The following is a 12,330-nucleotide window of genomic DNA, read 5'->3' on the forward strand; positions in this document are numbered from 1 at the left end:
CGGCAAGCTGAGGGGCGTCGGGGGCGGAACCGGAGAGCAGGAAGAGGCGGGACGAGATGGTGAAGGCATTCGGGTTCGTCGCGTACGGCGGGCCGGATCAGCAGCAGTTCCTGGACCGCCCGCTGCCCGAGCCCGGCCCGGGCGGGGTGCGGATCGAGGTCAGGGCGGCCGGCGTCAACCCGGCGGACTGGAAGAAGCGCGAAGGCTGGTTCGGGACGGCCACGGAACCGCCGCTGGTGATGGGCAGCGAAGCCGCGGGCGTGGTGACGGCCGTGGGGGAGGAGGCCGACGGCTTCGCGGTCGGCGACGAGGTGTTCGGCATCGCGCCCGCCGGGGCGTTCGCCGAACAGGTGCTGCTGTCGGCCCGCGCCACCGCCCGCAAACCCGCCGCCGTCGGCTTCGACCAGGCCGCCGCGCTGCCCGTCGCCGCCGCCACCGCCTACGACGCGCTCCAGCAACTCCAACTGCGCGCCGGCGAAACGCTGTTGATCGTCGGCATCGCCGGCGGCGTCGGCAGCGCCGCCACCCAGATCGCCCGGGCCCGCGGCATCACCGTCCTCGGCACCGCCGGGGCCGCCAGCGCCGACCACGTCCGCGCCCTCGGCGGCACACCCGTCCGCTACGGGGACGGCGTCGCCGAGCGGGTGCGCCAGGCCGCCCCCGACGGCGTGGACGCGATCCTCGACCTGGTCGGCGGCACCGCCGTCCGCGACGTCGCCGGGGTGCTGCGCCGGCCCGGGCGGCTGGTGTCCACCGCGGACCGCGCCACCGTCGAGGACCTCGGCGGCGCGTACGTGAAGCGCGACGGCACCGCGACCGTGCTCACCGCCCTCGCCGACCTGGTCGCCGCCGGGAAGCTCGACGCGCAGATCACCGCCCGGTACCCGCTGGAGCGTGCCGCCGAGGCGATCGCCGAGGTCGAGTCCGGACACGCCCGCGGCAAGCTGATCCTGGAGATGAACCGCCCGTGAAGATCACCGACTCCAGGCCCGGAGCGCCGTGCTGGGTCGAACTGTCCAGCAAGGACCCGCTCGCGGCCAGGACCTTCTACCACGAGCTGTTCGGCTGGCGCGCCGAAGTCGTCCCCGACGAGAAGGCGATGGGCTACACCCGGCTCTACCTCGGCGACCAACTCGTCGCCGGGCTCGTCGGGTTGATGCAGCCCGACCAGCCCACCGCATGGAACATCAGCTTCCACAGCCCCGACGTCGACGCCACCGCCGCCGCCGTCACCGAGGCCGGCGGCGCCCTGGTCGTCGGGCCGATGGACGCCCTCGGCTGGGGGCGGTTCGCCGTCGCCCGCGACCCCGGCGGCGCGATCTTCTCCGCCTGGCAGCCCGGCACCCTGCGCGGCTGCGACGTGATCAACGAACCCGGCGCGCTCGGCTGGGTGGAACTCGCCACCCGCGACCCGAACGGCGCCGTCGCGTTCTACCGCCGGGTGTTCGGATGGACCGTCACCACCGGCGAGATGTACACCCAATTCGGCCTGGACGGACGGGACTTCGGCGGCATGATGGACATGGCCGACCAGTTCCCCGCGGAAGTCCCGCCATACTGGATGCCCTACTTCGCGGTCGCCGACGTCGACCTGAGCGCCGAACGCGCCGCCCTGCTCGGCGCCACCGTCACACTGCCGCCCACCGACGTCCCCGACGGCCCGCGCCTCGCCGTGCTGCGCGACGCGCAGGGTGCGGCGTTCGGCATCCACGTCGCTTACGCGGAGAACTAGGCCGGAGAGCAGGGGAGTTCGGGCCGGCACGGACGGAACGGAGTCCGGGCCCGCACGGGCGGCGGGGCGGCTTCGGACCTGTGCGGCAGGGCGGCTTCGGACCTGCGTGGCAGCGCGGTTTCGGACCTGCCTGGCGGGACGGTTCGGCCCCGCGCGGACGGCGGGACGGTTCGGCCCCGCGCGGACGGCAGGGCGGTTCAGACCCGCGCGGACGGCAGGCCGGGCGACGGCTCGGACGGCGTGCCCGGGCGGTGGTGGCGGCGACGGAGCCGGGGCAGCAGTGCCGTCGCCCCGGCCGCCGCCGTCACCGCCAGCGCCGACAGCGGCACCCAGTCGCCCAGCCGGACGTACCACGTCCGAGCCGCCGGGTCGGCCGGCGACAGCCGGACCGTCACCGCGCCGGACTCGCCCGTGGTCAGGTGCACCAGCCGGCGGCCCTGCGCGTCGTACGCCACCGACTCGCCCGTCAGCGCGGCCTGCACCACCGGGCGACCGGTCTCCGCCGCGCGGATCGCGCCCAGCGAGGCGTGCTGCGCCGGCGCCCAGGTGGACTGGAACGTCGAGGTCGCCGACTGGTAGACGATCAGCTCGGCGCCCTGCCGGGACGCGGTGCGCGACATGTCGGGGAACGCCGACTCGAAGCAGATCAGCGCGCCGACCGGCAGCGGGCGGCCGCTCTGGCCCACCACCGGCAGCAGGTGCACCGAACGGCCCGGAGCCCGGTTCTCGCCCGCCGCCGCGCTGACCCCCGCGATCCAGCCGAGCAGCGGACGCAGCGGAATGTACTCGCCGAACGGCACCAGCCGGATCTTGCGGTAACGCGCCACGATGCCCGAGGAGTCCACCAGCACCGCGTCCTTGGAGATCCGGCCGTCCGCCTTCCGGGCGTCCTCGCCGACCAGCAGCGGCGCGCCCGTCGACTGCGACAGGGCGGCCAGCCGGTCCAGGGTGGCGGTGTCCCGGTCGAGGTCGGCCGTGGTCGAGCTCTCGCCCCATACCACCAGGTCCACCGGGCTGCCCGAGAGCCGGCGGGTGATCCGGATGTTCGCCTCCAACCGGGCCCGCTCGTCCGGGGTCTGGCCCGCCTGCACCAGCGCCACCGACGCCGAACCGCGGGTGGCCGGTGCCCGCTGCGCGGCGAACGCCAGCGGACCCGACACCACCGCGACCAGCGCGGTCGCCGCCGCCGCGAGCCGCAGCCACCGGTCGCGGGCCAGCACCAGCACCGTCAATGCAGTGTTGACCGCCACCAGGGCCCAGCTCACCAGCCACACCCCGCCGATCGACGCCAGGCCGAGCACCGCCGGATGCTCCCACTGGGAGGCGCCCAACAGTGCCCACGGCCCGCCCAGCGCATGCCAGGACCGGGCGAACTCGGCGCTCACCCACACCGCCGGGACGACCACCGTCGCCGCCGCCGACCGGCGGAGCGTCAACTCGCCGTGCAGCAGCCACCACACGGCCAGACCCACCGGCGCCTGCAACACCCCGAACACCACCGCCAGCAGCGGCAGCGCCGGACCGATCGACGGGATCAGCCAGTACATCGCCGTCAGGATGAACCCCGCGCCGAACCACCAGCCGCGCACCGCCGCCTCGCGCGCCGAGCCCGCCGCCCGCATCAGCAGCAGCCCCGGCACCAGCGCCGCCCAGGCGAGGACGGCCAGACCGGCGCCGGGGAACGTCAGGACGGGCAACGCGCCCGCGACCAGCGCGCCGTAGCGCGCCGGGCGGGTCAGGGCGGTTCGCAGGTTCATGCGGAAATTGTCCGCCCGGGCGGGCCGGAAGACACCCCTTCACGATCACTCGCACGTCAAGTGTCGTCCGGCGTTCACCCGGGCTCCGGCGTTCACCCGGGCTCCGGCGTTCACCCGGGCTCCGGCGTCACTCGCCCTCAGTCGTCACTCGCCTCCGGGCGTCACTCGTCCTCCAGGTCTCCCTCGGTCTCCAGGAACACCTGCCGCAGCTCCGCCAGCAGCGCCGGGTCCGGCTCCGCCCACAGGCCGCGCTCGGCGGCCTCCAGCAGACGCTCCGAAATGCCGTGCAGCGCCCACGGGTTGGCCTCGGCGAAGAACTCGCGGTTGACCGGGTCGAGGACGTACTCCTCGGTGAGCTTCTGGTACATCCAGTCCGCGACCACGCCGGTGGTGGCGTCGTAGCCGAACAGGTAGTCCACCGTCGCGGCCATCTCGAACGCGCCCTTGTAGCCGTGCCGGCGCATCGCCTCCAGCCAGCGCGGGTTCACCACCCGGGCCCGGAACACCCGCGCCGCCTCCTCGGTGAGCGTGCGGGTGCGCACCGTCTCCGGGCGGGTCGAGTCGCCGATGTACGCCGCCGGGCTGCTGCCCGTCAGCGCACGCACCGTCGCCACCATGCCGCCGTGGTACTGGAAGTAGTCGTCGGAGTCGGCGATGTCGTGCTCGCGCGTGTCGGTGTTCTTCGCCGCCACCGTGATCCGGCGGTAAGCGGTTTCCATCTCCTCCCGGGCCGGCCGCCCGTCCAGGTCCCGGCCGTACGCGTAGCCGCCCCACACCGTGTACACCTCGGCCAGGTCCGCGTCGGTGCGCCAGTCCCGGCTGTCGATCAGCTGAAGCAGACCCGCGCCGTACGTCCCCGGGCGGGAGCCGAACACCCGGACGGTGGCCCGGCGTTCGTCACCGTGCTCGGCCAGGTCCGCCTGGACGTGCGCCCGGACGAAGTTCTGCTCCGCGGGCTCCTCCTGCCGGGCCGCCAGCCGCACCGCGTCGTCCAGCAGCGCCACCACGTGTGGGAACGCGTCCCGGAAGAAGCCGGAGATGCGCAGCGTCACATCGATCCGCGGCCGGCCCAGCTCGGCGAGCGGGATCGCCTCCAGACCCGTCACCCGGCGCGAGGCGTCGTCCCACACCGGACGGACGCCCAGCAGGGCGAGCGCCTCCGCGATGTCGTCGCCCGCGGTGCGCATCGCCGAGGTGCCCCACAGCGACAGGCCCACCGACGGCGGGAACTGCCCGTCGTTGTCGGCCCGATACCGCTCGATCAGGGAAGCGGAAAGCGCTTGCCCGGTCTCCCAGGCGAGCCGGGACGGCACCGCCTTCGGGTCCACCGAGTAGAAGTTCCGGCCGGTCGGCAGCACGTTGACCAGCCCGCGCAGCGGCGAACCCGACGGCCCGGCCGGCACGAACCCGCCCTGCAGGGCGTGCAGCACCGCGTCCAACTCGTCCGTGGTGGACGCCAGTCGCGGCACCACCTGGGCAGCCGCGAAGGACAGTACCTCGGCCACGGCCGCAGGCAGACCCGCAGCGACCTTCGCGACCGCCGCCGGGTCCCAGCCCTCGGCCTCCATCGCCTCCACCAGCGCCCGCGCCTGTGCCTCGGCCGCGTCCGTCGCCCCCAGCGTCAGCGCCGCCTCGTCCAGGCCGAGGGCCTCCCGCAGACCCGGCAGGGCGCTGACGCCGCCCCAGATCTGCCGCGCCCGCAGGATCGCCAGCACGATGTTGACCCGGTCCACGCCGACCGGGGCCTGACCGAGCACATGCAGGCCGTCACGGATCTGCGCGTCCTTGATCTCGCACAGCCAGCCGTCGACGTGCAGCAGGAAGTCGTCGAAGCCGTCGTCCTCCGGCCGCTCGTCCAGCCCCAGGTCGTGGTCCAGCTTGGCGGCCTGGATCAGCGTCCAGATCTGCGCCCGGATCGCCGGCAGCTTCGCCGGGTCCATCGCCGCGATGTTCGAGTGTTCGTCCAGCAGCTGCTCCAGCCGGGCGATGTCGCCGTACGAATCCGCGCGCGCCATCGGCGGCACCAGGTGGTCGACCAGCGTGGCGTGTGCCCGGCGCTTGGCCTGGGTGCCCTCGCCCGGATCGTTCACCAGGAACGGGTACACCAGCGGCAGATCGCCCAGCACCGCGTCCGGGCCGCACTCCGCCGACAGGGCAGCCGTCTTGCCCGGCAGCCACTCCAGGTTGCCGTGCTTGCCCAGGTGCACCACCGCGTGCGCACCGAACCCGCCGTCCGCCTCGGCCGCCGCGATCCACCGGTACGCCGCCAGGTAGTGGTGGCTCGGCGGCAGGTCCGGGTCGTGGTAGATCGCCACCGGGTTCTCGCCGAACCCGCGCGGCGGCTGAATGAGGACCAGCAGATTGCCCGAGCGCAGACCCGCCAGCACGAGGTCGCCGTCCGGGTTCTGCGAACGGTCCACGTACAGCTCGCCCGGCGCCGGACCCCAGTGCTCCTCGACCTGCTCGCGCAGCGCCGCCGGCAGCGTCGCGTACCAGCGGCGGTAGTCGGCGGCCGGGATGCGCACCGGGTTGCGGGCCAGCTGATCCTCCGTCAGCCACGCCTGGTCGTAGCCGCCGGCCTCGATCAGCGCGTGGATCAGCGCATCGCCCTCGTGCTGGTGGTCGGTCGCGGTGTGCAGACCCGGCAGGCTGTCACCCAGGTCCATGCCCTCCGCGCGCAGCCGCTCCAGCAGCCGGATCGCCGACGCCGGAGTGTCCAGACCGACCGCGTTGCCGACCCGGGCATGCTTGGTCGGATAAGCCGACAGAACCAGGGCGAGACGACGCTCGGACGCCGGCGTGTGCCGCAGCCGGGCGTGCCGCACCGCGATGCCCGCCACCCGCGACGCACGCTCCGGGTCCGCCGCGTACACCGTAAGCCCGTCCTGGTCGACCTCCTTGAAGGAGAACGGAACGGTGATCAACCGGCCGTCGAACTCCGGGACGGCGATCTGCGTCGCGGTGTCCAGCGGCGACAGCCCGTCGTCGCTGCCCTCCCACTGCGCCCGCGACCAGGTCAGGCACAGCGCCTGCATGATCGGCCGGTCCAACGCCGCCAACGCCCCGGCGTCCCACGCCTCTTCGTCACCACCGGCCTGCGCATCGGCCGGCCGGGTGCCGCCCGCCGCCAGCACCGTCGTCACGATCACATCGGCCGCGCCCAGCTCCGCCAGCAACTCCGGCTCCGCACCGCGCAGCGACGCGCAGAAATACGCGCGGGCCTGCGCACCCTGCTCCTCGATCGCTCGGCAGAGCGTCTCCACGAACGCCGTGTTGCCGCTCATGTGGTGCGCCCGGTAGTACAGCACCGCGACCCGAGGGCCTTCGTGCGACGCGGGCGTGGCGGGCTCCGCCGAGGCGGACGCGGGATGCTCCGGCGAGGAGGCGCGCTCCGCCGAGGTGCGGGCGGTGCGCTCCAGCGGACCCCAGGACGGGGCCGACGCCGGCGGCGCGAAACCGTGACCGGTCAGCAGCACCGTGTCCGACAGGAACGCGCCCAGCTCCGCCAGGTTCGCCGGACCGCCGTGCGCCAGGTACGCGTGCGCCTCCGCCGCGATGCCCGCCGGCACCGTCGACAACTCCATCAGCTGCGCGTCCGGCGCCTGCTCACCCGTCAGCACCACCACCGGACGCGGCCCCGCGAGCAGCGCGTCCAGCCCCTCCTGCCACGCCCGGCGCCCGCCCAACAGGCGCACCACGACCAGCTCGACACCGTCCAGCAGTTCCGGCAGATCGGCAGGGTCCAGCCGGGCCGGATTGCCCCACCGGAACCGCACCGGACCGCTCGACGCCCGGGCACTCAACAGGTCCGTGTCGGACGTGGACAGCAGCAGGATCATGCGAAAGCCCTCCCGGGCGTCTCGAACAGCGCGGACAACCCGGTCGTGGGAACACAGATGCGGTCGAGGACGCGGAGAGGCCCGACGGGGACAGAGCCCACGGGCACCCGCCAGGATGCGGGCATGCGGCAGCGCATGGCACAGGCCTTCCTCGGGGTCCTCGCCCCGGGCAGTGGAGGACGGCCGGAGTTCCTGGCTCCCACGGCTCACTGAGCCGCGGTCACAGTGGCGGGACCGCACCGGATTCTCACCGGACTTCCTCCGCTGTGCCGTCGCTGGCAGCGGACACCCCGAGAGGTGCCCGCCAGCATCGTACGGGTTGATGGCGCGTCGGGGGAGTGTGACGTGCGCCGCGCACCCGAAACGCCCGCCGCCGTCGCCCGAACCCCGCCCTGAGCTGGGCGTTCGTCCGGCCCACACCCCCGGGCGGCGACGGCCGGGACATCGGCACGACCCGCGGCCATGGGTATGCTCGCCGCCATGCCACCCACACCCGACGCCTTCGCGGCACCCATCGTCGGGCCCGACCGAGGCCGCGCCGACGCCTGCCCCGGCGCGCTCCGCCTGCACCCCGCCGAGGACGGCCACCTCGCCCGACTCCGGCTACCGGGCGGCTACTTGACGTACCGTCAGATGCTTGCGGTGGCCGACGCGGCCGACACGCTCGGCGACGGCGACATCGAGATCACCTCCCGCGGCAACCTCCAGCTGCGCGGCCTGCCCGAGCACTGCGCCGACGACCTCGCCGAACGGCTGCGCACCGTCGGCCTGCTGCCCTCCGACACCCACGAACGCGTCCGCAACATCGTCGCCTCACCGCTGGCCGGCCTCGACGGAAACGGCTGCCCCGACGTCGACCTGCCGCACTGGGTACGAGAGTTGGACGCCTCCCTGTGCGCCGCGCCATGGGCCGCCCGACTCTCCGGCAAATTCCTGTTCGCCCTCGACGACGGCCGCGGCGACACCGCCGCCCTCGACGCCGATGTGACCTTGATCGCAGTCGGCGACGGCCGCGCCCTGCTGCGCCTCGGCCGCGCCCACCGCGCCACCACCGTCGACCACCCCGTGTCCGCCGCGCTGTACGCCGCCCGGCACTTCCTCGACCTGGCCGACGGACGCGCCTGGCACCTGCGCGAAGTCCAGGCCGAACTGCCCGACGGTGACGTTCCGCTGCCGCGATTCGCCGGCGAACGGCCCGCGCTGGGCATGGTCGCGAGCGCTGTTCCGGCCGGGAGCGCCGTTTCTGGGGGGAGCGCCGTTTCCGGGGGGAGTGTCGGCCTCGGGGGGAGCGCTGTCTCGGTCGGGCTGAGGTTCGGGCGGGCGAGCAGTTCGCAGTGGCGGCTGCTGGCCGAGGTGCTCGGGCCGGACGGCGGCGAGAGCGTACGGCTGACGCCGTGGCGCGGCGTCGTCGTGCCCTCGGCCGGGGCTGGATTTGCGGCCGACGCGCTGCCGCGGCTCGCCGAGGCCGGCTTCCGGGTCGAGTCCGGCGGCCCCTGGGAGGGGGTCAGCGCCTGCACCGGCCTGCCCGGCTGCGGGAAAGCGCTTGCCGACGTCCGCGCGCAGGCCACCCGCACCATCGCCACCGTCCCCGCCGAAGGCCTGCCCGTGCACTGGTCCGGCTGCGAACGCCGCTGCGGACACCCCGCCGGACGCTGGGTCGACGTGCTGGCCACCGCCACCGGACACCGCATCGCCGTGGACGGCCGGGTCCGAGAGATCGGCACGGTTCGGGAGACCGGCTCGGACGGCCCGACCGCGAGCGCCGCGACCGCGAGCGACGTGACAACGAGTGACACGACTCCGAGCGCCACGGCCGCCAGCGCCGCGACAGCGAATGCCGCGACAGCGAACGCTGCGACGACGAGCGACGTGACAGCGAACGACGCGACGACGAACGACGCGACGACGAACGACGTGACAACGAACAACCTCGCCGAGGCAGTCGCCGAGGCGCGCAATGCCGAATGGCGGAGGACCGCATGATCGACTACGAGAAGGACGGCGCGGCCATCTACCGCCAGTCCTTCGCCACCATCCGCGCCGAGGCCGACCTCGCCGCGCTGCCCGCCGACGTGGCCCAGGTCGCGGTGCGGATGATCCACGCCTGCGGCATGACCGACCTGGTCGAGGACCTGCTCTGGTCGCCGAACGTGGTCGCCGACGCCCGCCGCGCGCTGCGCGCCGGTGCGCCGATCCTCTGCGACGTCAACATGGTCGCCAGCGGCGTCACCCGAAAGCGGCTGCCCGCCGACAACGAGGTGATCTGCACCCTCACCGACCCGTCGGTGCCCGAACTCGCCCGCACCATGGGCACCACCCGCAGCGCCGCCGCCATGGAACTCTGGCTGCCCCGCCTGGAGGGCGCCGTGGTCGCCGTCGGCAACGCCCCCACCTCGCTGTTCCGCCTGCTGGAGCTGATCGAGGCCGGCGCACCCCGACCCGCCGCCGTGATCGGCGTCCCCGTCGGCTTCATCGGCGCCGCCGAGTCCAAGCAGGCCCTGGCCGAACACCCGGCCGCACTGGAACACCTGGTGGTCCGGGGCCGCCGGGGCGGCAGCGCGATAGCCGCTGCCGCGATCAACGCGATTGCGAGTGAACAGGAATGACGAATCGTCAGGAGCCCGGCCGAGAAGGCCGGGAAAGTCCGGAGACCGGACGGCTGTACGGCGTCGGCGTCGGACCGGGTGACCCGTCGCTGATCACCGTGCGCGCCGCCGAACTCATCGGACAGGCCGACGTCATCGCCTACCACTGCGCCCGGCACGGCCGTTCGCACGCCCGGGCCATCGCGGAACGCTATCTGACGGGCCATCAGCTGGAAGAGCGGCTGATGTACCCCGTCACCGTGGAGACGACCGAGCACCCCGGCGGCTACCGGGGCGCGCTGGACGACTTCTACCAGGAGGCGTCCGAGCGGCTCGCCGCTCACCTCGACGCCGGGCGTACCGTCGTCGTCCTGGCCGAGGGCGACCCGCTGTTCTACGGCTCGTACCAGCACATGCACAAGCGCCTCGCGCACCGCTACCCCACCGAGGTGGTGCCCGGCGTCACCTCGATCAGCGCCGCCGCCGCCCGCCTGGGCACCCCGCTGGTGGAGGCCGAGGAAGTGCTGACGGTCATTCCGGGCACCCTGCCCGAGGAGGAGTTGGCGGCGCGCCTCGCCGCCACCGATTCCGCCGTCGTGATGAAGCTCGGCCGCACCTTCCCCGCGGTGCGCCGTGCGCTGGAACGGGTCGGCCGTCTGGCGGAGGCCCGCTACGTCGAGCGCGCCACCATGGACGGCGAACGCACCGGCCTGCTCGCCGAGATCGACGCCGACAGCGTGCCGTACTTCTCGGTTGCCGTGCTGCCCAGCCGGGTTGCCGCGCTGGACTCCGACGGCCGGCCGTTCGAAGCGCTGGCGGCTCCCGAACTCCCGGACGGTGAACTCCCGGACGGCGAGATCCCGGACGGTGAACTTCCGGGCGGCGAAAGGCCGGTGGGCGAGGTGGTGGTGGTCGGGACCGGGCCGGCCGGGCCGCTGTGGTTGACTCCGGAGGCACGCGGGGCGCTCGCGGGCGCGACCGACCTGGTCGGCTACACCACGTACCTGGACCGGGTGCCGGTCCGCGCCGGGCAGGTGCGGCACGGCTCCGACAACAAGGTGGAGGGCGTACGCGCCGAATTCGCCCTGGAGTTGGCGCGTCGCGGTCGCCGCGTCGCGGTCGTCTCGTCGGGCGACCCGGGCGTGTTCGCGATGGCCACCGCCGTGCTGGAAGCCGCCTGCGAGGACCCGTACCGGGACGTCCCCGTGCGGGTGCTGCCCGGGATGACCGCCGCGCACGCCGCCGCGTCCCGGGCCGGCGCACCGCTCGGTCACGACTACGCGGTGATCTCGCTCTCCGACCGGCTCAAGCCGTGGGAGGTGATCGCCCGCCGGCTGCGCGCCGCCGCCGAAGCCGACCTGGTCCTCGCGCTGTACAACCCCGGCTCCAAGTCACGTACCACGCAGGTGGGTTCGGCGCGTGACCTGCTGCTCGAGTACCGCGACCCGGCGACCCCGGTGGTGCTGGCCCGGGATGTCGGCGGCCCGACCGAGCGGGTCCGGACCGTCGCGCTGGCCGAACTCGACCCCGCCGACGTCGACATGCGCACCCTGCTGCTGATCGGCTCCACCCAGACCCAGTGGGTCCGGCGCGGCGGCGACGGCGCCAACGGCACCGACGTGGTGTGGACGCCGCGCCGCTATCCGGAGAGCTGACGATTCGTCAATTCCTCGTCTGCCTCAGCCAGTCGACTGCCCCGGCGACGTCCGGGGCGGTCGGCACGCCCTGCGGGGCGGCCGGGCGCTGCACGACCACCACGGGCAGGCCGAGTTCGCGGGCGGCGGTCAGCTTGGGGGCGGTGGCGGCGCTGCCACTGTCCTTGGTGACCAGCACGTCGATGCGGTGCGTCCGCAGCAGGTCGCGTTCGCCGTCCAGGGTGAACGGCCCGCGCTCCAGCAGGACTTCGACCGACGCCGGCATCGGGGGAGCCGGCGGTTCCACCGAACGGGCCAGGAACCAGAGGGTGTCGAGGTGGGCGAAGGCGGCGATGCCCTGGCGTCCGGTGGTCAGGAACACCCGGGCGCCGAGTGCGGGCAGCGCGTCCGCCGCGGCGGCCAGGTTCGGCACCGAGTGCCAGCGGTCGCCGTCCTGCGGCAGCCAACTGGGGCGGCGCAGCGCCAGCAGGGGCGTCCCGGTCTCGGCGGCGGCCAGGGCCGCGTTGCGGCTCATGGTCTCGGCGAACGGGTGCGTGGCGTCGATCAGTGCGTCGACCCGGTGGCCGCGCAGCCAGGCAGCGAGCCCGGCGGGGCCGCCGAAGCCGCCGATCCGCACCTCCCCGGCGGGCAGCCGCGGCTGGGCCACCCGCCCGGCCAGCGAACTGGTCACCCGCAGGGCCGGGTCGGCGGCCAGCACGTCCGCCAGCCGGCGGGCCTCGCTGGTGCCGCCGAGGATCAGGACGTGCATGGCGGACTCCCGGG

General features: G+C 74.2%; 8 protein-coding genes and 1 riboswitch. Of the genes, 5 read left to right on the forward strand and 3 right to left on the reverse strand.

Translation table 11 applies throughout. The annotated features are described in order from the left end of the window. Nucleotides 1–56: 56 nt before the first annotated feature. Both ACIQF6_RS04335 and ACIQF6_RS04340 read left to right on the forward strand, forming a co-directional pair. Nucleotides 57–971, forward strand: a complete 915-nt coding sequence (locus ACIQF6_RS04335; protein ID WP_400889921.1) for an NADP-dependent oxidoreductase — start codon at nt 57–59, stop codon at nt 969–971. Further along, nucleotides 968–1,732 (forward strand): VOC family protein, encoded by a 765-nt coding sequence (locus ACIQF6_RS04340; protein WP_400889923.1) that lies wholly within the window; start codon nt 968–970, stop codon nt 1,730–1,732. The genes ACIQF6_RS04335 and ACIQF6_RS04340 overlap by 4 nt, the downstream gene beginning before the upstream one ends. Nucleotides 1,733–1,929: 197 nt before the next feature. Here ACIQF6_RS04340 and lnt read toward each other — a convergent pair whose 3' ends face one another. Together lnt and cobN are read right to left on the reverse strand one after the other, a co-directional pair. After that, entirely contained in the window at nt 1,930–3,489 is a 1,560-nt protein-coding gene (gene lnt / locus ACIQF6_RS04345; RefSeq protein WP_400889925.1) for an apolipoprotein N-acyltransferase, read from the reverse strand. Nucleotides 3,490–3,650: 161 nt separating this feature from the next. After that, a complete protein-coding gene (cobN, locus tag ACIQF6_RS04350) occupies nt 3,651–7,328 on the reverse strand; it encodes a cobaltochelatase subunit CobN (protein ID WP_400889927.1) in 3,678 nt (1,225 codons plus the stop codon). Nucleotides 7,329–7,497: 169 nt separating this feature from the next. Next, nucleotides 7,498–7,636: riboswitch (cobalamin riboswitch) on the reverse strand. A 172-nt stretch (nt 7,637–7,808) separates the two neighbouring features. Between cobN and cobG the strand changes: the two genes are divergently transcribed. From cobG to ACIQF6_RS04365, 3 genes are read left to right on the forward strand one after another with little or no spacing between them, the layout of a single operon-like run. Beyond that, nucleotides 7,809–9,311, forward strand: a complete 1,503-nt coding sequence (cobG, locus tag ACIQF6_RS04355) for a precorrin-3B synthase (RefSeq protein ID WP_400889929.1) — start codon at nt 7,809–7,811, stop codon at nt 9,309–9,311. After that, nucleotides 9,308–9,934 carry a precorrin-8X methylmutase gene (locus ACIQF6_RS04360; RefSeq protein ID WP_400889931.1) on the forward strand — a complete coding sequence of 209 codons (627 nt, stop codon included), beginning with the start codon at nt 9,308–9,310 and terminating at the stop codon, nt 9,932–9,934. The genes cobG and ACIQF6_RS04360 overlap by 4 nt, the downstream gene beginning before the upstream one ends. Then, complete coding sequence (locus tag ACIQF6_RS04365) at nt 9,931–11,568, forward strand: precorrin-2 C(20)-methyltransferase (protein ID WP_400889933.1); 1,638 nt, start codon at nt 9,931–9,933, stop codon at nt 11,566–11,568. Before ACIQF6_RS04360 ends, ACIQF6_RS04365 begins: the two co-directional genes overlap by 4 nt. A gap of 7 nt (nt 11,569–11,575) precedes the next feature. On the opposite strand, the gene ACIQF6_RS04370 is transcribed toward ACIQF6_RS04365, so the two are convergent. Beyond that, a complete protein-coding gene (locus tag ACIQF6_RS04370; protein ID WP_400889935.1) occupies nt 11,576–12,316 on the reverse strand; it encodes a cobalt-precorrin-6A reductase in 741 nt (246 codons plus the stop codon). Between the last annotated feature and the right edge of the window lie 14 nt (nt 12,317–12,330).

The organism is Kitasatospora sp. NPDC092948, from assembly GCF_044754805.1.
Classification (GTDB): domain Bacteria; phylum Actinomycetota; class Actinomycetes; order Streptomycetales; family Streptomycetaceae; genus Kitasatospora.